The sequence below is a fragment of the Psychromonas sp. KJ10-2 genome, assembly GCF_047323255.1.
Classification (GTDB): domain Bacteria; phylum Pseudomonadota; class Gammaproteobacteria; order Enterobacterales; family Psychromonadaceae; genus Psychromonas.
In genome coordinates, this window is sequence record NZ_CP178827.1 from 1,384,055 (window position 1) to 1,409,118 (window position 25,064).

Annotated in this window: 19 protein-coding genes and 2 pseudogenes; 3 read left to right on the plus strand and 18 right to left on the minus strand. The window is 36.7% G+C overall.

Going from position 1 to position 25,064, the window contains the following annotated elements; all coding sequences use genetic code 11:
• Positions 1-48: 48 nt before the first annotated feature.
• From ACLKL2_RS06680 to ACLKL2_RS06690, 3 genes are all read right to left on the minus strand, one after another.
• Positions 49-1,113 (minus strand): LacI family DNA-binding transcriptional regulator, encoded by a 1,065-nt coding sequence (locus ACLKL2_RS06680; protein WP_413693815.1) that lies wholly within the window; start codon positions 1,111-1,113, stop codon positions 49-51.
• Positions 1,114-1,379: 266 nt separating this feature from the next.
• Positions 1,380-3,047: a solute:sodium symporter family transporter gene (locus tag ACLKL2_RS06685; RefSeq protein WP_413694271.1), complete on the minus strand. Its 1,668-nt coding sequence runs from the start codon at positions 3,045-3,047 to the stop codon at positions 1,380-1,382.
• A gap of 461 nt (positions 3,048-3,508) precedes the next feature.
• Positions 3,509-4,051: a heparan-alpha-glucosaminide N-acetyltransferase domain-containing protein gene (locus ACLKL2_RS06690; protein WP_413693816.1), complete on the minus strand. Its 543-nt coding sequence runs from the start codon at positions 4,049-4,051 to the stop codon at positions 3,509-3,511.
• 253 nt (positions 4,052-4,304) lie between these two features.
• On the opposite strand from ACLKL2_RS06690, the gene ACLKL2_RS06695 reads away from it, so the two are divergent.
• Positions 4,305-5,012: a DUF1566 domain-containing protein gene (locus ACLKL2_RS06695; protein ID WP_413693817.1), complete on the plus strand. Its 708-nt coding sequence runs from the start codon at positions 4,305-4,307 to the stop codon at positions 5,010-5,012.
• Between the two features lie 32 nt (positions 5,013-5,044).
• Entirely contained in the window at positions 5,045-5,350 is a 306-nt protein-coding gene (locus ACLKL2_RS06700) for a DUF1566 domain-containing protein (protein WP_413693818.1), read from the plus strand.
• Between the two features lie 393 nt (positions 5,351-5,743).
• Here the strand turns inward: ACLKL2_RS06700 and ACLKL2_RS06705 are convergent, their stop codons facing one another.
• A complete protein-coding gene (locus ACLKL2_RS06705; protein WP_413693819.1) occupies positions 5,744-5,941 on the minus strand; it encodes a cupin domain-containing protein in 198 nt (65 codons plus the stop codon).
• 533 nt (positions 5,942-6,474) lie between these two features.
• Between ACLKL2_RS06705 and ACLKL2_RS06710 the strand changes: the two genes are divergently transcribed.
• Entirely contained in the window at positions 6,475-8,121 is a 1,647-nt protein-coding gene (locus ACLKL2_RS06710; RefSeq protein WP_413693820.1) for a diguanylate cyclase, read from the plus strand.
• A gap of 151 nt (positions 8,122-8,272) precedes the next feature.
• Here ACLKL2_RS06710 and ACLKL2_RS06715 read toward each other — a convergent pair.
• The 14 genes and pseudogenes from ACLKL2_RS06715 to ACLKL2_RS06780 all read right to left on the minus strand — a co-directional run.
• Positions 8,273-8,446: pseudogene (locus ACLKL2_RS06715) on the minus strand (Txe/YoeB family addiction module toxin); the annotation flags it as partial.
• A 682-nt stretch (positions 8,447-9,128) separates the two neighbouring features.
• The gene (locus ACLKL2_RS06720) at positions 9,129-9,401 is read right to left on the minus strand and encodes a type I-F CRISPR-associated endoribonuclease Cas6/Csy4 (RefSeq protein ID WP_413694272.1); all 273 of its coding nucleotides are present in this window, start codon (positions 9,399-9,401) and stop codon (positions 9,129-9,131) included.
• Positions 9,355-9,660, minus strand: a complete 306-nt coding sequence (locus ACLKL2_RS06725) for a type I-F CRISPR-associated endoribonuclease Cas6/Csy4 (protein ID WP_413693821.1) — start codon at positions 9,658-9,660, stop codon at positions 9,355-9,357. Before ACLKL2_RS06725 ends, ACLKL2_RS06720 begins: the two co-directional genes overlap by 47 nt.
• 118 nt (positions 9,661-9,778) lie before the next feature.
• A complete protein-coding gene (locus ACLKL2_RS06730; protein ID WP_413693822.1) occupies positions 9,779-10,813 on the minus strand; it encodes a type I-F CRISPR-associated protein Cas7f/Csy3 in 1,035 nt (344 codons plus the stop codon).
• Between the two features lie 14 nt (positions 10,814-10,827).
• Positions 10,828-12,420 carry a type I-F CRISPR-associated protein Csy2 gene (locus ACLKL2_RS06735; protein WP_413693823.1) on the minus strand — a complete coding sequence of 531 codons (1,593 nt, stop codon included), beginning with the start codon at positions 12,418-12,420 and terminating at the stop codon, positions 10,828-10,830.
• A complete protein-coding gene (locus ACLKL2_RS06740; protein ID WP_413693824.1) occupies positions 12,369-12,920 on the minus strand; it encodes a hypothetical protein in 552 nt (183 codons plus the stop codon). The genes ACLKL2_RS06735 and ACLKL2_RS06740 overlap by 52 nt, the downstream gene beginning before the upstream one ends.
• Positions 12,921-12,924: 4 nt before the next feature.
• Complete coding sequence (locus ACLKL2_RS06745) at positions 12,925-13,926, minus strand: TniQ family protein (protein WP_413693825.1); 1,002 nt, start codon at positions 13,924-13,926, stop codon at positions 12,925-12,927.
• A gap of 415 nt (positions 13,927-14,341) precedes the next feature.
• Positions 14,342-15,028 (minus strand): HNH endonuclease, encoded by a 687-nt coding sequence (locus ACLKL2_RS06750; RefSeq protein WP_413693826.1) that lies wholly within the window; start codon positions 15,026-15,028, stop codon positions 14,342-14,344.
• 23 nt (positions 15,029-15,051) lie between these two features.
• Positions 15,052-18,405, minus strand: a pseudogene (locus ACLKL2_RS06755) (type I restriction endonuclease subunit R).
• Positions 18,406-18,423: 18 nt separating this feature from the next.
• Entirely contained in the window at positions 18,424-19,254 is an 831-nt protein-coding gene (locus ACLKL2_RS06760; RefSeq protein WP_413693827.1) for a hypothetical protein, read from the minus strand.
• 20 nt (positions 19,255-19,274) lie between these two features.
• Positions 19,275-21,947, minus strand: a complete 2,673-nt coding sequence (locus ACLKL2_RS06765; protein ID WP_413693828.1) for a hypothetical protein — start codon at positions 21,945-21,947, stop codon at positions 19,275-19,277.
• Between the two features lies 1 nt (position 21,948).
• Positions 21,949-22,425, minus strand: coding sequence for a hypothetical protein (locus tag ACLKL2_RS06770; protein WP_413693829.1), 477 nt, complete (start codon positions 22,423-22,425; stop codon positions 21,949-21,951).
• A 26-nt stretch (positions 22,426-22,451) separates the two neighbouring features.
• Positions 22,452-23,405 carry a restriction endonuclease subunit S gene (locus tag ACLKL2_RS06775; protein ID WP_413693831.1) on the minus strand — a complete coding sequence of 318 codons (954 nt, stop codon included), beginning with the start codon at positions 23,403-23,405 and terminating at the stop codon, positions 22,452-22,454.
• On the minus strand, positions 23,395-25,023 hold the full coding sequence (locus tag ACLKL2_RS06780) for a type I restriction-modification system subunit M (protein ID WP_413693832.1): 1,629 nt from the start codon (positions 25,021-25,023) through the stop codon (positions 23,395-23,397). The genes ACLKL2_RS06775 and ACLKL2_RS06780 overlap by 11 nt, the downstream gene beginning before the upstream one ends.
• Positions 25,024-25,064 lie beyond the last annotated feature (41 nt).

Sequence of the window (25,064 nt, forward strand, 5' to 3'; positions counted from 1 at the left end):
TAGCACTCACTAGCCGTTATTACCCTATTATCAAACACTTTATGGGTATTAAATTAACTGTTCAGCCTGCTTAAGCAAAGCACGTAGTTTGTCTTTATTATCCTCTTTTTGTTGATAAAGTTGAGTACTTTTTCTCTCAATCAGCTGCGTTTCAATAAACTCTTGTTGCACAGACTGTAATTCAGCTTCAGCCATTTTTAAGACCATCAATACACTACGCTCACCAATCAATAGAAAGTCTTGCCTAATCGTGGTCAAAGGCGGAGTGAAATATGCACTGTCGGCAGTATCATCAAAACCAATCACAGATACCTGTTGAGGCACTTGTAAAGCAAACTCGTTAAGCGCTCTTAACACGCCCAATGCCATTTGATCACTGCCCACTAATACGGCATCGAACTGGCAACTATTACTCAAGGCTTGTTGAGTATGTAAATAACCACTACTGGCGAGCCAATCACCTTCAAATTGATCAACTATCGCAGCATCAGGATGTGCTTCGATACTATCTATCCAACCCGCTAAACGCTGTTGAGAAGCGCTAGAGTCATTAGGTCCTGTGATCACTAAAAAACGCTTTCTTTTTAAGCTAATCATTAAATTAACCGCTGCTTTTGCACCTTCATAATTAGCTGCATAGACAGCATTAACCTGGCTATCCAATGGCACATCGATAAATACAAAGTGCATACCTTGGTACGTCGTTTGTATCTGTTCTGACTCCTCTTTGCTAAGCGGAATATTTAATATAACAAACTCCACTCGCTGTGATTTAAGCTCATCTATCGCCGCGGTTACTTTCTCATAAGTATGCGTTGAAACCACCGCTAAGGAGATACCATAACCATGCTGTTTAGCCTGTTTACGAATGCCATTAGTAATTAAAGAGGCACCGTGTAAGAGGATGTCAACGGTCACTACGCCAATCATAGTCGATTTAGCGCGACTTAAAATCTGCGCACCTTTGTTGGGGATATACCCTAACTCTTTGATGGCCGCATTAACTTTAATACGTGTTTCTTCAGCAACATTTGCAGAACCATTGGTGACACGAGAAACAGTTTGTGTTGAAACGTTGGCTAGCTTAGCTACATCTTTAAATGTCACACTCATTATCTACTTCCATATATATTTGTTATACGAACGGCACCGATTATCACTTGCTATTATACAGGGGCTATTGCCATCGTGGTTCAATCAAATAGCAACTTTATGATCCCCCTATCAACAAATAACACGACCATTAAAAATGATTGAATTAAAGGGGAAAATTAGAGGCCGAGCAAGACCTACAATCAAAAAAGCAGAGCGGGTTATGCTCTGCTTTTTATCCAAGGTGCTGTATCAGCACCTATTGCATCTCTTGATGGTTAAAAGCGTTAACTAGTTGCCAAACCAGCTGCTAATTTTTTAGCATGTCTTTGTTTGGTTCTAATTCTCGCAATGATGCCTGCTAATAAGACCAAGCCAACAATAGCGTATATAACGATAAAGCCTTTATCTCCGGTCACTAACCCTAAGTCAGAGAAGACAATGTATGCGCCCAATACCATGTAAAGAATAATACCAGAGGCTTCGAAACGGAATGCCCAAGGCGTGATATCAATACTTTCGTTAATTGGCATTACATAAGCAGTCTCACGAGGACGTACCTTACCAATCAAGTACATTAGCGTACAACAAATCACAAACAACACCGCTAATTGATGGAAGAAATGTAACTCAGCAAGCGGTTGCAGTGGACCTAAGTATGAATGGAAAGCCGTTGGCGTAAATTGAATGGTACCGTAAGCCACGACAAAGAAAGCCAGCGATATTTTAGCTGCAATAGCAGGCACACGTTTTGTCACGTAACCCATTAATACTATGGTAAAGATAGGCACGCTGAATAAACCAGCAAGACGTTGTAACAGGTCAAATAAACCATTTGGTGCAAACATAATGAATGGTGCAATACCTACCGATAAAATAGCAATGAATAGGCCAAATACACGTCCTTTATTCACTAACTCTAAATCAGAAAGTTTATTTTCTTTATCAAACATCGGCTTATAAACATTTAATGTAAATAAGGTTGTTGAAGAGTTTAAAACACCGTTAAAAGTCGACAAAATAGCACCAAACATTGCAGCAATAAAGAAGCCAACTAATGGTTTAGGTAACACCTCGTTCACTAGACGAGTATACATAGTATCCGCTTCAAAACTTTGTCCTGATGCGTCAACAGTCCCGAACATATGGTAAGCAATAATACCTGGAATAATTAAGAATAGCGGCGTAATCACTTTAATCGCCCCTGCTAAAATTACCCCTTTTTGTCCCTCTTTTAGGTTTTTAGCGCCCAGCGCACGTTGAATAATTGCTTGGTCTGTCCCCCAGTAATATAAGTTAACTAATAACAAACCAGTGAACATAGTTGAAAAAGGAACGTTAGGATCATCCGATGCCCCCACCGCTTGCAGCTTTTCAGTCGCGTTAGTTGAGATAACCGTGAAACCATCTACAAAACTACCGTCTCCAAGCACAATAAGGCCAAAGATAGGGATCATTAATCCACCAAGGATCAGGCCAACACCATTGAGTGTATCTGCAATCACTACCGCTTTTAAACCGCCATAAATAGCGTAGAACAAGCCTAGGAAACCAATAATAGAAGAGATTAATAATACCGATTGGAATCTATCAATGCCTAACATTGCTTCAACATCAAAGATACCACCAATCACCATCGCACCTGCGTAAAGCGTATTAGGTAAAAGGTTAATAATATAACTGAGTAGGAATAATACCGTTACAAACTGCTTTACCGATAGGTCATAACGGGACTCTAAGAAGTCAGGAATGGTGGTGATCCCCTGCTTTAAATAGCGTGGAACTAAAAACAGAGCGATGATAACCAGCGTGATACCTGAGGCTACTTCATAGCCCATCACCGACATATTCCCTTTATAGGAGAGCGCACTCATGCCAACAAAACTAGTAGCAGAAAGATTAGTAAGAATAAGTGAGCTTGCGATAAGACCACCAGTTAAGCTACGCCCACCCAGGAAGTAACCATCTTTAGAATCATTTTTTCATTCTTTACACGAGCCCAAGTATATAAAACAACAAAGCCAGTAAAGAAGAAGAATGACAAAAGAATCGTTATTGACATAATATCTCTCCAATTATTAAGGTTAACCAATTATCAGTGTTACTTTTGGCACAACTATGTTTGCCAAAACATGCAAAGGATACTACCAGTGTTAACGTTTACATTTTTCTTATGCAGCCAATAACGAGAACTAGCTCACTTTGTTTTATTGGATAGCGAGATCTAGGTAACGTAAAAATGATTTCCTAAACATTAATAAATGTAGACGACTCACTTGGTTTATGACAACACCTGTTTTTGAAGAGAGATTGCAATATTTATAAAAATGCAATAACCATATTAACGGTCTATTGATATGGCATTCGCTGTAGTTAAAGAAGGTAAGTAGATATAGTAACTTATTGTTAGTCATTACTATGATTGTTGAGACTGTGGTTTTTGAAACAGTGCTTGCTCAGCATTGGCTTCTAATACTAACTGTTTATGGTAATTGTCAATACGCTCATGTGCCGTTCCATCTACCAGTAAAATAACCGCCATCATAGCAATAATAGTGATCATACTCGTTCGCCATATAGGTGTATTAAAAAATATGATGCCTAATGCACAGGCAATAATAATGACTGGGATCGCTTTAAAAACAATAGTTTGATATTCATTTAACGTGTTTTCAGCTCGTGTGATTTCAGACTGAAGAAAAGCAGATGGGCTCGCTTTATAAGCTGTCTCAAACTCATTGATTCTGGTTTTATTGGCATAAAATAATCCCAAACCAATAATTAATACTAGGCTTCCGGCAATTAAAGTAGGAATAATATAAGTCTTAGCTATCTCTGTTTTACCCAGTTGATAAAAACCCAGCGTCGCCAATAAAAAGATCACGCCAAACATAATAAAAAACAAAGAGGAAAAAACTTCTGCTTTTGCCCAATCTGTTGATGCTTTTAAAATATCCACTCTTATCCCCTAACCTATTATTAATAATATGAAAGGTTACAAGGCTTAATTAAAAAATACCTGCTAGATAATCGCTATTTTATGCCTATTTGTATCATTCTTTTATAATAGGAGGGAACTCGTATATTAAGCAAGATCAAACTTTGTTTATTTTAATTAAGTTAGCATTAGCGTTAATCAATTCAATTCGTAAAAATACAGCTCACAGTGAACGTGCAACTCAATAAACATAATAATATATGAGGTCAGGACTATGTATTTAACTTCAACACCGACTCTTTGCCAAGCGACACGCATTAGCATGTTAGCAGCCTTGGTATTAATCAATTTTGGCTGCACTGATAGCAGCCAAAATAATCCCAACCTAATAACTCCACCAGCAGTTAAATTTGTTGTCGTCGACACACAACAAGATAAGTGCTTTGACAACAGTGGAGAAACCATTACCTGCCCAGTCAAAGGAGCAGACTTATACGGGCAAGATGCACAATATTCAGGGGTCACAGCGTCATACACGGATAACCATGATGGCACAGTGACCGACAATAATACCGGCATGGTCTGGCAAAAAACACCCGACTTCAAACACCACTCTTATGATGATGCCATTAGCTACTGCGAGAACTTACGCACAGCAAACTATACTGATTGGCGTTTACCAACCATTAAAGAGCTTTATTCATTAGCAGATTTTAGAGGTGAAATCGTTAACCCTCGTGTTGAAAGTGAAAATACCCCTTATATCGACACTGACTATTTTGATTTTCAATACGATAAAAGAATGGCCTATATAGGCCAATACTGGTCAATCACCAAATACACCCAAGGGCCAGTACATAATACTGAAAATGTAGATGCTGCCTTTGGTTATAATTTTGCCGATGGGCATATTAAAGCCTATGAGACAGGTTACATTTTTGGGACAGATGCAAAAGGCGTGCATGCACCGGTAACTTTGTAAGGTGTGTGCGAGGTGAAGAGCATGTTTATGGCGTGAACCAATTTGTAAAAAACACGGATGGTACGGTCACAGACAAAGCAACGGGGTTAATGTGGCAAAGTACTGACGATGGTAAACGTAGAAATTGGCAAGACAGTTTAGCCTATGCAGAAAACGCTGAATATGCAGGTCATTCAGATTGGCGCTTACCTAGCATCAAAGAGCTACAAAGTATTGTGCAATACGGTAAACCAGTTGGTGAATGGCCAGCTATCGACACATTACTTTACCTTATCTGGAGACAATACTATCCAAGATCCCATCTGGGTTTGGTCAAGTACCACACAAGGCGACTTTAAATATTCAGCCAACTATATTTCATTCGGGAAATCATTCAGTAAAAAGAATTCATCGGCAACGGAATATTTTGACTGGCACGGAGCAGGCGCTCAACGTAGTGATCCTAAAGCAGGTTCGCCAGCGGACTATGATATGTCATCAGAGAATGCAACTGATCTAGTGATGACCAAGAATTACACCTTATTGGTTCGGTCGGTTAAATAAAGGTACTTTTATAATGGCTACCCCTGCCTATAAAAGGAATATAAAACCCCATTTATACTGACAAAACACCTCTTATATAATACATATAAGAGGTGTACTGCGTTTTTTATAACGGTTAAAAGCGTTGCGTTTATAAATTTTTTCAACTAAACAGTTGTGTTTATTTAATAATGGGATGACGAACTAAATCATTCAGATACACCATCCACTAGCACAAACATAATAAGACAAGGTTCAGTGCCTCTATTGGCCCAAGCATGGTTTGTCCCTCGCTGTACAACAGTATCACCAGTCTTTAATAATACGTCATCTTCCTCTCTGTCCATCAGCATCCATACTTCACCTTTTAAAATAACGGCATAATCAACACTATCGGTTCGATGCATGTAGGGATGGCAAGCATTGTCTACTATATTCTGTGATGCCTAACGTGCCAGCGATAATACCTGCAGCAGCACAAGCAGCAGCAATAGGAACAACCGCTGTAGCACCATTAGTGATGACATTGAAAGAAACAGCAATACCAACATAATCATCAGATGATAAATACGAATATTCCGGAGACATTGCCTAAATAAAATAGACCAATTGAAAATGCAAATAATACAATAATGTTATCCGAACATATAATTTTACTAGCGATAGATAATGAAGGGTATAAAGGATGTATTCTGAAACTTGGGTGTTTAAAAGAATCATTACGACTGATCAGACTTTTGGGTGAAATTACTTTCAATGAAAGTACTTCAGTGATTAACAATATTTCAAAAGATAAAAATATTAATATGGATGCCCAATAAGCCAAATAGAATAGTCAATTTCAATATATTTACTATTATGCAATCTCTTGATTTGTATCCTAATATATAGATACCCATTCTATTGAAATCACTACTTTTATTACATTAAGCCAAATTATATGAAAAGAAATATCTCTCTATTGACGTTATATGTACTTTGCCTGTTTTTTGCTCATATTAATATGGTAAATGCACTATCTTATGAGGAGTTCAATACTACCGAAAACATTGAGTTAATTGATCATCGCCTATGGGTACAGGCAGACTCATTACATGCCCCTCCTAGCTTCCCAGAGCTAAGTCATTTATATCAAAATGGCAAATCGATGAAGTCCACATTTACTGGAAGTGATGCTTATGTGACCAAGCTAAAATTAAGCAATAAAGAAGAAAGTACAACTTGGTTTGTTAATATTAATGCCGTTTATTTAGATATCGGAACCGCCTATTGGCAATCCGACAACGGTGATATCACTACATTAGAAGATTTCGGACAAACAACAGGTAGTGCACCAAAACTAGCGCATTCACAGGTTTTTCCATTACCATTAAAAGAGAAAGAAAGCGGGACACTGTGGGTCTATGTACAAGCTAAAGTGTTCACCACACCGCTGCGCATCAGGTTTTATAGTCAAGATGAATTCTACTTCAAGCAATTCACAGCAAACTCTCTTAACTCAATATCATTTACGGTGATGATAACCCTAGCTTTAATCGCTTTCCTGACATATATCAGAACCAAATATTTAGTAACATTAGCTTGTACCGGTTATATAGGGTTACATGGCCTAGGTTGGCTTGCTGCATCGGGAAGCTTAAGTTACTTCAACCACCTTGCTAATGTTAACCTTGTTTATAGTGGTATTTTATTATTCCCCTTTGCTATCGTTTCAGCCAGTCAATTCACTAAATTGCTATTTAACTGCGAATATGACCACCCTAAACTGTCCAAAATATTTAACCTGTTATCAATAATCAGCTTGATTTTAGGTGTTTTAATGCTCTTTTTACCCTTCACGATTAGTTACTTTATTTCACACAGCATCGCAATTGTATGGATCCCGCTTTGCATCATTACAGGGATACTGATGCAATCCAAAAAAGATTACAAAGCAAAATATTATCTATTAGGGAACCTTTTATACGGATTAGCGTTAGCGTTATACGTATTAACCAATTTCTATAAAGTTGATTGGGATATCCCTAGAGAACTTATTGTAGAGGTAGCATTAACCATTGATTGTATGTGCATTCTCCTTTGTTTAACAGAGTGGATGTTAATACAACAAAAAGAGTTTAACCGCAGTTATACTATTTCACGTATCGACCCATTAACTAACATTGGCAACCGTTTTGCGTTAAATGAAACACTCGCTAATTTAAGCGACCAGTATTGCATCACTTTTATTGACCTTGATAACTTTAAACAGATTAATGACCAGTTTGGGCATGATGAAGGAGATAAGTTCCTAATCGATACCGCCAATTTAATGGCAACAAATTTAAAAGGGGTAGGGTCTGTATTTCGATGTGGTGGCGATGAGTTTATTTGGGTGGTGACCATTGAAAGCAAGCAACAACCTGAAACATTGTTAACCCAGTTATCTACTATATTGCTCAAAACAGAACAAGAGTTACGTAAAGTAGGATGGAAAAATGCAGGCCTCAGCTTTGGTATTGCAACAAGTTTTGAAACCCTAAATCAATCTGAATGTTTATCGTTAGCGGACCAGCGTATGTATCAATATAAACAAGCACGTAAATAGTTTTATATTAACTTTTATGTGGGTATATTTGGTTAATAGTTTAACCATATTATCAAACGAAGATATGAGTAACGCTAGATAGCGCACTTATTGAATTGCCTTGGTAGTAATGTGAAATTTAGTAATAGTAACGACAAGAAATAATAGTTAACTATATTTCTGTAACTGCATAAACTAACCGATTAGTTTCGTCTATACGACGTGACCAAAAGCCTGATAAATTCTCTTTTAATGATTCAGGCTTACCTATTCCTTCAAATGGAGAGCGTTTAGTGTCACTAATTAACTTGTTAATTCTTTTAATCGTCTTTTTATATTGCCCTTGCTGTCGCTACAACCATAATTTAAATTTATATTTGTCGCCACAACCAGCTTATGGCTACAGAGACAAATGTCGCTACAACCATAAGTTGACATAAACACTAACTAAATAACAAGGGGTTATCAGAATAACAACACCATTCTATGACATAAAAAACAACCATAAGCTGACATAAAAATTCAATCGGTATTATAGTAAAATTCCAAATGTAGTTTTATTACAAAATTCAAGAACCCCTCTCTCTAAGAAAATATACAAAAACACCTCTTATATCATTATCAACATAAGAGGTGTTTAACTACCTTTCCGGCAGATTTTGCTTAACATAAACATCAAAACGATTTTTTTATTTTCAGCTGCCTATACGGCAGTTCACGTTAAAATAAGCCCTTGCGGACATTTGACGATATTTTCAGCTGCCTATACGGCAGTTCACTTTCTTTGATGTCAATCATGGGCTTGTTTTGAATTTTCAGCTGCCTATACGGCAGTTCACAATTGGATAACCTGGCTATTAAATCCGCCCCAATTTTCAGCTGCCTATACGGCAGTTCACTATAAAAATATCAAAAAACATTCACAAAAATCAAGCTATTAATATACCAAATACTAATTTACCTTAAATATATAAAGACAAATAAATCCTAGTATTATCAGTCTGTTAAAATACCAGTAAAATAAAGGGTTAAATGTCGGTAATTAAAGAAGATAAGTCTGGTACGGTTCCACTGAACTTTTCATTTGTTGCAAACCCGTATAGACTAAAATAAGGTTTATTTTGTATTTCTACATTTTCTCTTTGAATATGAATTATGAATTCTTGTTGGTTACTATTACTACTCATTAAAATACAATGAAATTGTTCAAACTCCTTAACTTCAAGATTAACTTTAGGTTTAAACTCTTCTCCCCTAGCTATTGCTCGCTTTTGATGTCGTTTTAAACGCCTTTTTATGATCCCCTATAAAACGTTTAGCGATGGCTTGATTACGTTTAAACTTATACTCTTTACAACACTCAGGTACTAAAGTCACAGGATCTAATTGAAAAAAACCACAATCAGACATATCGACAAAATAAGACTGTTGTTTTAGTAAGCTTAAAACATCAGGATCTGAATGAATAAAAGCAATAGTATTACCAATTGTATCGCTAGACCAACTAGGCAATGATACTCCAACACCTTGGATATTTTGTCTACATATAAAACCATGCATTATAGAAATACAACGACCAAGTAATAATGCAGAGTTCGCTTCTTTAGGTAAAAATGCACCATAAAATAATATCTTTTCATATTAATCTTTCTTTTTAAGTGCTGGTTTCTTTTTCGATTCAGCTTTTTTGGAACATTCCGCCTTTTATGAATACAGAAAACAGATAATAAACATTAGGAGAGATATCAAAAGATTTTTTCGTATGTGATTCATTCAAATTAGCTACGTGCGACTCACAATTAGCAAGTAAAGAATAAAAGTTAAGTTCAGATTCAGCATTGCGACGTGTTATCCCTAATTCTTTATCAGCGCCATACTCATGGACACGTAGCCTTTTCAAAGCATTGCCTTCCCACCAATCATCAATTAATTGTAAAGCTGCACCTATTTTTACAGAGTTGAAACTAACGGCATAACGACCGTCGATACACTTTGTTTTTACGAATAATTTTGATGATTCCCCCTCGTTAGCCTTATTAGCCAATACTTGACTTGGATACACTTCTTGGCAGAAAGCTGTTTCTATTTTTGCGGTTATATCAGCATTCCAATATATTCGAGGGTCGATTAAAGCTTTCTCTACTTCATGACTTAACTCATCTAATACTTTTTGTTCCGCTTCTTGCCAAGTACTTTCCCATGCAAGGTGACGAGTGTTTTTGATAATATAAGAACTACCTGAACTTGTTTTGATCTCTATTTGTGTATTACCAGTATTTTGGTTTCGCCACAACCACGTGCCTAATAAAAGGTTCTTACAATAACGATTCGCCAGTTCTTTATAACCACCACAATCTTTAAATTTAAGAGCAAACTCTTTAAGCAATAAAAACACTGCAGGATCACTACAACTAGATGGTTCAAGTGAATTAGCTTGTACTCTTAAAGAGAACCGGCAATAAAGGAATTGAACGTTAGGAGGAACATAACACTCTTCAAGTGTTAATAGATTAATATGAGTTAAGTCTTGGGGTGCTAGGCTCTTAGGTTTAAATTGAGGATTAAATGCTTCTGTAAAACCTGCTTTAGGCCCTCTAATCCGACTAACTTCAGCCTCAAGAGGGACAAAATCAGAATCAGAGGTTTTATAAAAAAAGACAGCCTTTCCTGGAAATAATGAGCGGTCATATTTTAATATATTACATATTTCCATAAGGCACCTTTAATTTAAATTCTTTTCATAAGCATAAACCTTTCTTGAACATCTAACATCCAAAAAGATTTATTAAAGTACTTTTGGGGGCCTTGAAGCCTTATATCAATCGAACTTACAAACTCGACAATACCTAATGCGGGTTCAGCATAACAATGTAGAGGCTCAAGTGAATTACCTCTTGATTGAGGTTTATCAAGTAAAAGAAAACCGAGCATAGTTGGGGATAATTCAGAATTAGTTTTTAGTAAAAATAAAAGATCGTTTAAATCATTAATGGGGTAATTTGTAGGCATCACCCATCGACCAGATAATGGTAACCTCCGAAGTTGCTTAAATAACAACTCTTCGTCACTATATAAATCACACCATTTATTAACAGTATCTAATTCGGGTTGAAGCATGACACCGCCAGCTAAGTTATTAGGAAATGCCGACCTTAAAAGATCTAAATTGCTATCCAAACATATAACGTCATCCTCCCAACCATCAATATGAACGACTAGATCAAATTGTAAGTCACAATATTTATTATCAATAATACCAGGTCTTCTAAACTCATTACCTTTGACTCCTTGCATTCCTAACTCTGGTAATTTTTTACCTGCCACATAAGAAAAACTTTTAATAAACCATGAAAAAGAAGTAAATCTAAGTTGAGTTCCAAGTATTTTATTCAATTGCCTTTGATATCGATGAAGCATTCCCCACACGGCTGTTAATGATGGAACACCTGCGCAATAAGGGTTTGACAAAGCTTGAGCATCAAAAACCCTAATCCCTTTTAAATATAAATATCGTTGAAACTTATCTTCATTACCATCATGTAAAGCTTGATCTCTTTCTTTTGCAATACCATTTAAAAGCCACTTTAAACTATTCTTAAAAACGTCCATTAACCGTTGGTTAAAAGCATACTTTTGAACCTTAACCAAGTTCGATAACATAATATTCAATGAACGAAATAATGGAAAAACTAATTCAAGTAGTTGTTCATTAGAAGCAGTTATTACTTGATACTCTAACGTCTCTTTGCAATTTTCTAATAAACTTAACGAGCTTGGATGTTCAAGTATATCTTCGCGCCATTCCAAAACAGGGGCTAACCATCGAGATAATGCCTTTCTTACTTCTTTAATATTGATACATTTCTGTTGTCGACGCTGTTTTAATGTTAGCGCATTGTTCTTAAATAAAATGCCTTCTAAAGCATCAATAAACCGTCTTTCAACGATTGCATTCAAGTTAAAGACTGTATTTCCATTTAACAATTTTGATGATCGAGAATGCGTTAAACCATGTTCTGCTTTATGTGTGGTCGGAGGATAATTAAAAAAATTAACAAAACCACCAAGGGAAGAAACTAAGCTACTAACACTCGCTGGGCGCGTAAATTCAACATTAATATATTTTCCATTTCTTTGTAATGCAGCCTTTTGTACCTCACTTTGCATAACATGACTAACCACAGGAGTAACCGCTAAATAACCATCACGATAAGGAATTCTAACTTGAGGTGAATACCTATCAACCTTATTAGGAATAGACTTTACATTTAAATATTCATTAACCTGCTTGCATACTTTATTATATTCTTTAACAGGCATGCCAAGCTCTTGAAAACAAATTTTCCACTCCTTAGATGACATGGATAATATTGTGGCAAGGGATTGTACCTCCCTTTCCAAGAGAAATAACAAGTAAATAAGTTTGCCTTATTTACTTGTGCAGAATTATGCGACCACCCTAAGGATTTTTTATAGTTAGCACTACTCACAACAGATCTTTTTAAAACAGGCGAAGCAACAACTAAGTTTTGCAAACTAACTCTAATATCAGGGTATTTTAAGTTATGCGTATGCAACCATTGCACTTCATTAATGCACATATCTAAATGAAGTGAATCATTCAATATTTTCTTAGCAAGCTTCTTATCAAGTAAGTCACCCACAAACTTTTTAGCATAAGTTAAATTCAGTAGAATAATTAACGTTTCTAACTCACAGCCAGTAATATCAATGACTTCTGTATAGGCATTAAATGCTTTTTTAAAAGCTTTATTTCGGACAGGAACACTCTCAATAATTAACAATTCTCTTAAATGCATACATTCACCATACTGATAGGTACATACGTGGAGATCTTTCCCCAAAACTTGACTTGTACTCAATCACTTCTCTTAAGAAGAAAATACCAACGCGAGGGTTAATACGCTGATGCATCTTAGCCCTAAAAGCAGAACGTAAAATACCATCTTGATATAACCTATATACCTGATCATAAGTTGTACCTAATAACAAAGCAGTCTCAGAAATACTGACAAGCATATCGGCTACATTGGCCTTTTTAGATTTAGGGTTGAGTTCTACCAAGTTTTTCAAATACACAAATAATGTACTTTGAATAAAATGAGGGGCATCGTTAGCTTGATAGGGTAATGACGTAAGGAGATCCCGATAAATAAAGTTAAATGAGGTTCGGTTAAATAAATCGATTAACTTAATTTCTGCATTTACAGTTAAATGGTCGAGCTCTTCATAAATATTAGTGGGCCATTGGTCAAAGAATTCGACAACATAGCTTAAACAAAACATATCTTGTTTAGAATATCTTTTTTGATACCAAAGTAAGGTAGAAAATTTTTGATGGAGAGAGCTAGTTTGAAATAATAAATGTTGTTCAGACGCTTCACCTGACAGCAACAGTTTCAATAATTCAGCATCCTTTTCATACTTAATAGAAACTATTGTTTTAGATAATTCAAAACCACATGAACAATGAGTAATTGATTCATTTTCAATATAATTAATTAAAGATGAGCACTCAGGACATTTAGAAATTAAAGAACAATTATGCTTGGTACAAACATTAACCCATTTTAAATGCCAACTTTGCTTTATATAAGCTTCTTCGGCTAAGCAATGAGGGCAAACAGGGATACTACTTTTCCCATCTTCTCCATCATATCGAATAAATGATAAAGGGATATCTACCCCATCACGATATACAGCCACAGCGTCATTAAATTTTCTATCAGATTTCAAGAGAGCAAGTTTTTGCAATTCGGTTGGAGGTAAATCTAATAATTTTTCGATTAAGCTTATAGCCCGCATTCTAAAATGACTATTATGTTTAGCGTGATAAACATTTAGTCTTTTTAGGTCAACAGGAAAAGCGCCATGGGCTTCAAAGTCAAGCTCGTGAAGCTCTTCTCTAATCGCAAGACTAAGGTCCTGATAAGAATCAAAAAATTTTCTGAAACTATTCGTAATAAGTAACTCTCTAGTGATTCATCGCAGAATGGACGAGCCTTGGGAGAAAATAAAAAAGCCATGAACACCTCCAAAACTTAGAAATACTAAGTTAAAGGTAAACCATCAAACTCAAATTGCAAGCACTTATAACCATGTACCACTATTTTTGGCCTGTAGTAATAACTTTTACGCGGTATATTTTCAATACAACTAACTGGCGTTCAGCTTCGCTTTTTAAAATAAAAGCACTTAATAAATAGCCACCTCGATTATATTAATAAACATCTTTTAAGCGCTGTATTAATAAAGCTAAAATTGAAGATTCTAATTTAACATCCAACCGTGCAGCGACTATTTCTTGTAACTTAACAGCTGTTGTGATGTATTCAACTTGTTCGTCAAATGAAAAGCGAACCCAGTTTTTTGAATGTTTCTTCCCGTTGTGACTCTTTAATAATAACTGTAAATTATCTGGGTGGTGTTTTCCTGGTGAGTCTGGATTTAATAGTGCTTGTGAATGATCAACTTCAAAATCTAATGAGAAATAGGTTTTTATTTGTTTAGAAATAGCTTCTAGCTCATCAATTCTATAAAGCTCATGAGTCGTTAAAGATTCAATATGGTGTCTAATAATATCGTGACGCTTTAATGGGGCTACGTCTTCCTCAATATCTTGATCTAAATGATCTGTTCGTTCTTCTTGGCTAATATAACGAGCTTTTTTAGGACGCTCAGATATATCTACTTCAATATTTGCAAAACCACCCGCCGAAAGTCTTGAACTAATCCGAGCAGCAATTTCTCTTAATCCAGTTGTATCATTTTTTTGATTAAGCGCATCCTCTTCAGCTTTTTTCAGAATATCAGGATAGATATCAGCTACTTTTACAGCCCACTCAGAAACAGTAAGCCAATCATTATGATCTTCAATAGCCCTTAAATATTTTTCATGTACTCTCATCGATATTCCTTTTCGAAATGCTATTAAGCACTCACACTTCTCGCCTTAACCGCCTCAGCTTGCTCAAAAATTTCTTTGTATACTTCATCACGACTTACTGGCGGATAACCAAATTTAGCTAACACCAAAATCAACTCTACTTTTAAAGCTGCTTTAATGTCATCACGGTGATTCCAGTCTGTAAATTTAGCTTTATTATCCACAATCACTTTCACCGCTTTAGCAAGTTCAATAAGTTTGTCTTCTGGATAATCAAAATCATAACGAACAGCTAGCGTTTTTAATGCGTCATAAAAGGCTTTCTCTTCTATATTAATGCCTAATTCATCGCCTGCATTCATTTCATCACGTACACCGTAGATTAAGTCAACCATACTGTCAGAGAACTCTTCTAAGACTTCACTCACTAACACATCATCTTCTTTGCGTTCGTTATAGCGTTCAACTAATGCTTCAAAACGTTTGGTGAAATCAGTGCCTTGTACTTGGTTTACCTTCTTTAATTCGCCAATCGCTTTAGCCAACAACTGTTGTAATATCTTAATCTTGGTATTGGGTAGTTTAATTTTTTCAATTTTAGCGATGTAATCATCATTGAAAATATCAATCTCCCCACCATTTTCATTGCCTAGTTTAAAGATCTCTTCTACGCCATCACTTTGTAATGCTTCAGAGAGCATTTCACGTACTTTTGCATTCATCTGCGCAGCATCGGGCACTTCGCCAGTACTGAGCTTAAAGACAATAGATCGAATCGCTAAATAGAAGTGGATATGATTACGCTGATCTTCGTTTATTTTTTCACTACCACAACAAACGTCATAAGCCGCTTTTAAGCGTTTCACTATCTCGATAAAACGTTTTCTACGCTTTTCCGTTGTTAATACAAATTCAGCGGCATGATTTAAACAATTTAACTGTGCGACTGCTTGGCCAGTAAAGTACGGAGCAGAATCAAATTTATGGAAAGCATCTCTTAACAAAGCGAGGTGATTTTTAACTTCAATAATAGAGGCTTCAACATCTTCAAAATTGGTTTCATCGGTTTTAGAGTATTGCGCCAATGCTTTATTCATAGCTGATTTAATACCAATATAATCAACTACTAAGCCTTTATCTTTACCTTGAAACTGACGGTTAACACGGGAGATAGTCTGAATTAAACTGTGTTTTTGAATGGGTTTATCGATATACATGGTATCTAAAAATGGCACATCAAAACCGGTTAACCACATATCAACCACGATTGCGATTTTAAAGTTTGAGTTCTTATTTTTAAACTGTGTATCTAAGGCTTTACGTTGGTCTTTTCCACCAAGTAAGTTATACAGACGTTCCACATCATCTTTACCACGGGTCATGATCATTTTCACCCGTTCAGAAGGTGCAGCAATACGCCCTTCGCTTATCGCACGCTTGCGTTCAATATCAGATAACTCATTGGCATTATCTGTATCTATTTTTTCAAACCAAGCGGGACGTAATGTTTCTAGTTCTTGGTATAGTTGATAAGCAATACCACGAGAGCTACACACAAACATAGCCTTACCCGCAACCGTGGAGCCTTCTTCAACACGTTTTTCATAATGCTCGACAAAATCTTTAGCTAACGCGCGAATGCGATCAGGGTCGCCTAATATCGAATTCATATTAGCCGTTGCTTTTTTGCTTTCTTCTATCTGTAATTCGTTACTGCCAATGGCTTCACAGTCTTTATAATACTGTTCAATCTCTTTGAGTTTATTATTGTTCAAACACACTTTTGCAGCGCGCCCTTCGTAAACAATACGCACTGTAATTTCATCTTTTACCGATTCAGTCATGGTATAAGAATCAACAACACTGGCCAAAAACATCTAAGGTGGCATCAACTGGTGTACCGGTAAAGCCAACATAAGTCGCATTAGGTAAAGAGTCGTGTAAGTATTTTGCAAAGCCAAAGGTTTTCTTAACACCCTTTTCTGTCACGGTCACTTTTTGATCTAAATTGACTTGGCTACGGTGCGCTTCATCGGAAATACAAATCACATTACAGCGATCCGTTAATAGCTCAGCATCTTCAGTAAATTTATGAATGGTCGTTAAAAACAAACCACCACTGTTACGACCTTTTAATAACTCACGTAAATGGCTACGGCTAGTGATCGTGGTAATAGTATTATCACCAATGTAGGTTTTAGCATTACCAAATTGTTGCGATAGCTGGTCATCTAAATCGGTTCGGTCAGTGATTAAAATAATCGTTGGGCTTTTAAAGTCGACGCTTTTCATCAACAAGCGTGATAAAAACTGCATGGTATAGCTCTTACCGCAGCCCGTTGCACCGAAGTAAGTCCCCCTTTACCATCCCCTAATGGTTTTTGATGCACTTTGATATTTTCAAAGAGCTTCTTAGCCGCATAGTATTGTGGATAGCGCGGTACAATTTTTATCTCTTTTTTACTCGTATCAGGGAAAAAGACAAAATGGCGCATCACATCACGTAAACGCGCTTTATCAAACAAACCTTGAAGCATAGTATGTAACGAGTTTATGCCATCTTCAGCAACTAACTCTTGGCCAGTCACTTTTCCCCAAGAGTAAAAGAATTGATAAGGGGCAAACAAGTTCCCCACTTTATTATTCACGCCATCACTAATCACACACAAAGTATTAAATACAAACAATTGTGGAATATCACGACGATAACGAATAGTTAACTGTTCAAAGGCTTCAAATATTGGCGCTTTTTCGCGTATTGCACTTTTAAACTCAAACACAACGAGCGGCAATCCATTGATATACAAAATCGCATCAGGAATCCGCTTTTCACCCGTTGCACCAACAATTTCTAACTGACTAACGACTCGATAAATATTGTCATCATCCGTTGCTTTGTTTATTTTAGCATTCGCTAAGTAAGCCACATTATCTTCGGCTACCTTTAACGTTTTTTGATCAACTACAGAATCAACAACCGCAGCATCAGCAATATCAGGCAATAATGATTGTTTAACTGACGTTTCGACGTTGTCATAATCGAGCAGTTGAATATACAAATCTTTTTGAGAAGCACTACCCGCAGTACTAGCAGATTCACGCTTTAATAAAAACCCATCACTCAACCACTTACAAAAAGTTTTATTACTGTCGTATAAATCACTGGCTGGCAGGGTTTCTAGTTTGCGAATAATCGATTCAATTTCACCGTCAGTAATGCCCGCACTTTCATAACGCTTGGCTAAGAAAGCCCGTAAATCCGCTTTAATTAACACTTCAGATTGAGCTCGCACACCATCAACTAATAATGGATGCTCTCCACCTTTATTGTGTGGGTAACCTTGCTCGCCTAACAGCTCAATAATCGCTTCTTCTAACTTGGCTTCAGTGAATTTCATTCAATTAATACTCTTAAATTAACTTTTTAGTCGTGTTTGTTTGACGTCTCTATCATAACTATCAGCCAACTCTCTAAGTGCGATAGCAATACGGTTAAAGCCATATTCTTCAACTTGTTCGGCTTGCTCTCTATAACTACTTGCAATTTTCATTTCAGAATTCCCCGTAGAATCACGAGTATATACACCACGAGCATTATACTTAGCAGTACGAAACCCATCCCTCATAGTTGGATACTTTTTATCATTCAAAACTTTAGCAATATCTAAATTAATCCATAACCCATTAGAATCACTCGGCGAATAAATCAATTGTTCGCCTACAACAAGTAAAGCAATATCTAGGTGGCCTGATTTTTGAGTTATTTCTATGACTTCATCCAACCAAGAATTAAAAAGAGAACTATCAAAAATATCACTAGATGTACCAGGAACTTGCTTCCACTGTCCCAATAAATTATAAGCATTTGAAGCTAATTTTCTCTGAGCCTCAGTCGCTTCAGGTTGTCTTTCATCATTAGTTGAACGATACATTAACTGAATTAACTCACAAAAAAATGCTGGCTCTGTCGCTAACTTATTTTCTAATGTTAAAGGATTAATATCATTATCTTCAAGTAAAGGAAGATAAGCCCACTCAATATGAAAAAGATCATTAATATCAGTAGCAGAAGTTTGTTGAAGATATTCAATCATTTTAATCGCAGTATTTTGTTCAACTCTATTTTGTTCAGATTTGACCGTTAGAGCCCCGAGTAATGCTTTACTCGCTTGCTCTACATTAATTAAATGCTCATTGCCATAGATAAGTGCTTGATAGCAATTTATTGCTGCTGAAAATCGCCCCACTTCAATTAGCTTACTTATTGCTAATTCAAAGTTTTCATCGTCGTCCCCCTAAAAGCCCTAGCTTCGGAGTTTTTCCAATAACTTTCTTGTTTATCTCCCAGCCAGCTCTCTACTCGTTTCCAAGTTTCTGTTTTAAATGGCAAGCATAATAAAAAAGTAACATTTTGAGATCGATGCCAAGTACTACGATCTAGCTTATCTACCCATTCCCAACCACATAAAGCCTGTCTAGCCCATATATAAGCTTTTATAAACGGCCAGTTTTTATTGTCTTTGCTCAATAAATTATCAGGTAACAAATTGGAGTCTATTTCAGAATCTCCAATTTTTGCTAGGGTCTGCCCTACAATTTCCGAGTCTTCGACAGTATTAGAAAATCGTAAAACCAACTCTAACTCGCCTACTTCTAATAACTCTTTGATAGCAATGTCCCTTCGTTCACTTCTTACATCTTCATCACGTTCAATTTGAGACGACTGACGATAAGAAAATAAACTTAGATACAAGTTTTCAATTTTTTGGGGAGCAAGTTTATTTGCTAAATGCTGTAGTGGTAATAGTACTTCTTCTGACAGAGACCACTTGGCATTTGAAAATTTTCTATGACGTGCGATTAAAGCATTTAGTTTATTCCAAAGTAATAAACGCTCAGTCTCATCAGCTTCTATTACCGCAGAAACTAAACATTTATGTAAAAAATTCTCTTGGGATTGTTTAGGTAAATTAGAAAAGTGACTAACAATATCGGCAAGAGACTCAATATCAGAGCCTGCTAAATTAATAAGTAAGTTGGCACAAAACAGTGATTGTTCCCAATACTCTTGCTTAGTTACTCCCTTATTCTCCCAGTCATCAGGAAGAACCTTTCTCCATTTGGGTTTATGATTTGGAGTAGATGTTCTGTGTTCATTTGGTAATAAGCTAACAAGTAAGCGACGTCCAACTAATGATTGTTCATTACAAATGGTTTGAATAGCAACGGTTCTTTTTTTAAGGTTAGCTGTAGTCTGGGGTTTCCAACTAAGTAGAATCTCAGTTAAAGAGTTGATTGGGCGGTTTGACCAACGCCCACCAGGGTCTAGTGAAGCTAATTCAGCCAAAACAATTGATACACGAACAAGTAAATTTTCATCCCAAGCTAATGCTTCTAAAGCCCATAATAAACCAGTTAAATAATTTGTTCCAAATACCCTAGTATCCTCCTGATGAAATATCTCTTTAAATATTTCAGGAGTGGAAATAAGTGTATTTTCTAATGCAGTTAAAAAAGCCTCTGGAGCAATTTCAGATAAATCAGGCAGTAATCCATTTAGGCCAGCCCAAAGACGCCAATCTGCATTTTCAAAGATTCCCCTAATTACTAACACACCTAAAGATTCGGCTTTGTGAGGACTAACATTTACAAGCAACTCAGATTGATTATTAATCATTGCTAGGCCTTCTACAATACCAGCCCTAAGGTTAAGTGAATATTTAAAGCCTTTTTTGTAGATGTTCGCGGCATATCGTTCTTCTGCTTTAAGTTCAAAAGCAGTAGAGATATCTTTTAAGACCGCTAAAGATAACTCTTGAAAGCGTTCTAAATTCTCATCAAAAATACGAGGTGTCAGTTGCTGAAATAAAAGCTCTCTATTTTCAACCTTCCAAATACCATTGCTGAAATCTAACGGGCAGTCATTATTCTGTAGCGCTTCCCTCAACGATATTTTCCAAACAGAATAATCACTATTTATTAATACTTTTAATATATTGATATCAGACTCTTCAGCCTCACTCCAACTACCTACCATCATAGCTACTGAATAGTAAGTAGCGTAATCAGAGCTGTTAAAGTCGATTAGTTCTTTGTTGCTATTTTTTTCTTCTTGTTCATTCTGCAAATTGGCCGGAATTTGACTTAATTCAGGTAGCTTAAAATGTTTAACTAATTCACTAGGCAAGTTTTCTAGGGTAATAGTTCCAGCATTCTGATTATAGGATTGGACTGTTGTTATTATTTGAGACCAAATTTCATTCGGAATCTGCTTATTGTATTGACCAATATGAGACTGTAGCAATGATGAAATGATACTGCCAGGCTTCGCTAAGTCATAACCAAGGAGGTGGAAATTTTTAAGGAATTCATAAAGTTGCAAATCACTAACAGCAACATTGTTATTTGCTTTGGTTAATTGTGTTCGAATTACTGCAAGTTTAGTTCGTGCGTTATTAGAGCTAAATTTTGCTCGTTGAACATTTGTTACAAATTCATCAGAATTTTTCGTATGCCGAGCTTGCTCTAATAACCAACACACACCTTGATAATCTGTCGCACTAATGGGGCCAGTTATTAAAGCAATAATATCTTTACCCTGACTAAACAAGTCTACGTTATTAAAATCACCCCATGCGGCTTTAATAACCTCCGCAAAAGTGTCACTGCCTGCAGTAATCGCTATTGAGTGCTTTACCTGACCTAACAATTTCCTTCGTTCCTTACTCACAGGATCTTCAACAAATATGATTAAATCATCTGTCGCATAATCATCTACCATACCCTGCAATTTAAGCTCTACAATTGGCCAGCAAGGCAAACAAGGAGCATAGCCTCCAGTCAGCATTAAGGTAACAAATTTTGCTTGAATCTGAGCTTCAAACCGACCACCTCCATTCCCAGTAGAAAACGGATTACTTAACTGTTTTGCTTTTGCCATATTAAATACTTGCCTCTTTAACATCTGGGATCTGTAATTCACCTGAGATGAGCTTTGGTAATAGCGTGTCGCGGAGTTTGGTTAATGGTAATAATTGATGTTCATTTGAAGCGATTTTATTCATCCATTCACCTACTATATTTTCAAATTTTTCAAGAATAATATAATCAGAAAAAATGCAAATGACCTTAGCAACATCTTCCGGCTTTATTGCAGGGTAGGCGGCTCCATCGGCAATTCGAGTAAACTCTTGTATACAATCATCATTAGTTAAAGATAAATAAGCAAAAGATCTATAGTTTTTGTTTTTTGCTCTGACTACAGCAAAGCCCGTACTCCCGGTTAGTCCTGATTCATTAATATATGCAAATGATCTATTTGCAGGCCTTACTACACCAATAATTGTGTCGTGTGGCTGTAAAACTCTCCTAGCTCGACTTGGTGCTTCCAAGAATACATATTTAACAACGTCTCCCACCGTTCCATTTTTTGCATTTGCTAAATCTACGTATCGAACAGTTTCAGGTGCATTTTTTTAGTCCATGATTCGGGGTTAACATCACAAAACTCATCAACATTTTTAAGTAACCATTTTTTAGGAATCCAGCCGTTAATGCCGATTGAGGGTTCGTCGGTTAATTCAAATTCACTTGGGAAATGTTGGTGGGTATTTTCTGCTTGTGATGCTTCTGCCAGTGCAATGTTATTTTCAGTCACTGCTAGGTGGTGCTGTGTTAGTTTGGCTTGTAGTGTTGGGTTATTTTGCAACACCTGTAATCGTGATGTTGCACGTTGTACTAATGCCGCAGGCCACGCACTTGGGAGATTTTCTAGGTTAAAATCAGCCCTAGCTAATGCGTTATCAAACACAGGGTCAAAATCCACAAACCAGCTTTTGAACAAAGTCTGCGCCATTTTTTCAAGGGTTTGGTTGGTTTGTTGATTGAGATTTAATTTTTGATCAAGAATCTTTAGTAGTTCAACAGCTTTATTTTGTTCTTTCTCAGATTCAGGAATACGAAATGTAAAGTCACGCATCATTTTCAAAGACACATTTTTTATTGTGCTACCAGTAGAGCATCTTTGAATATACTCTTGAAATAAATAACCAGACAAAATGTATCTTATAAACTCTTTACTTATACCTGCCTTCAGGTTTATGTAACAGGCACTCTTACCAAGAACAACCTCTTCTCCGTTATATAACGCAACATTACCTATTGTTCCATTTATAGAAACTAATACTGTCGAATTACCTAATTCTTTTTTGTGCTTTTGATATTCATCAAAACTTACTCGCTTTGTAGAATCTTTATAAACGATGGTTCCACTTTCCAAATTATTACCATTTACAAAGTAGTACCCTCCATCTTCCGTGTATTTTGGCGTGCCATGTAAACCATCCCCAATCCTTTCTGATATATCAGCAAGGGCAACTGTTTTCCAATCACTTCCCATAACCCAGCGCCTCCAAGTTTTTACGGATCGCTTTATCAAGCTCTTGCGCTTGGTTCATTTGGCTATAAAGGGTTTGGCTGAGTTCGGTCATTTTGGTTTCAAAGGGAATACCATCATCAACAAGTTCAGCTGCACCAACATAACGACCTGGCGTTAATACATAGTCATTGGCTTTCATATCCTCAAGGGTTGCTGATTTACAGTAACCCGCGATATCTTGGTACTCTTTGCCACTTTTTTGTTTTTCAGTAGCTAATTCTTCGCCACGCCAAATGTGATAAGTTTCGGTGATTTTAGCAATATCGTCGTTGGTGAGTTCTTTTAAAGTACGGTTAACCATCGAGCCCATTTCACGCGCATCAATAAATAAGGTTTCACCTTGACGATCACGGCGTTTTAATAGCCCTTTTTCATCATTGCCACGCTTATCTTTACTGATAAACCATAAACACACAGGAATTTGTGTGGTGTAAAACAGTTGCTCCGGTAAGGCGATCATACAATCGACTAAATCGTTTTCGATGATTTTTTGACGAATGTCGCCTTCACCACTGGTATTTGAACTCATTGAGCCGTTGGCTAATACAAAACCAGCGGTGCCGTGTTCACTAAGTTTTGAAATCATGTGCATGATCCACGCATAGTTGGCGTTACCTGTTGGTGGTGTTGGATAACCCGCCCAACGTGCATCGTCGACTAATTCGTTATCAGCACGCCACTGTTTTTGGTTAAAGGGTGGGTTTGCCATAATGTAATCGGCTTTTAAATCAGGGTGTTGGTCTTTAAAAAAGCTGTCCCCTGCTACGCCACCTAAGTTACCCGAAATCCCCCGTACGGCGAGGTTCATTTTCGCCAGTTTATAGGTAGTGTTGGTATATTCTTGCCCGTAAATAGAGACATTTTTTTGATTGCCGTTATGGCTATTAATAAATTTAAGCGATTGCACAAACATACCGCCTGAGCCACAACACGGGTCATAAATTTTACCTGAGAAGGGTTCAATCATATCCGCTATTAAAGTAACAATGGATTTTGGCGTATAGAACTCGCCCCCGCCTTTACCTTCTGATGCCGCAAATTTACCTAAAAAGTACTCATAAACACGCCCGACTAAATCTTCTTCGCTTTTAGCTTCTTCTGCGCTATCGGCACTTTCTTTAGCGATTGTGTCGATATTGTTAATGGTATCGATTAGTGCAGAGAGTTTACTGGCATCTAACCCTAAACGAGAAAAGTAGTTATCAGGTAACGCACCCGCCAATGATTTATTGCTTTTTTCGACGGCATGTAACGCTGAATCAATTTTTACTGCGATATCATCTTGCTTGGCGTTCATTTGAATAAACGACCAACGTGCGTCTTCAGGTAAATAAAAGATATTTTCCATGGTGTAAAACGCTACCATATCGATATATTGATCACCATGCTCTGCGGCAATGACATTTTTACGCACTTCAAACTTATCACTGATGAATTTAAGAAAGATAAGGCTTAATACGATGTGCTTGTATTCGGCTGATTCAACACTGCCGCGCAATTTATTGGCGGCATCCCAAAGGGATTCTTCAAAACCAACTTGTGTTTTTTTGGGGGTCTTTTTTGCGGGAGATTTTGCCATGATTTTATACCTAAAATGTCGCTTGAAAGAGCTTACTCTTT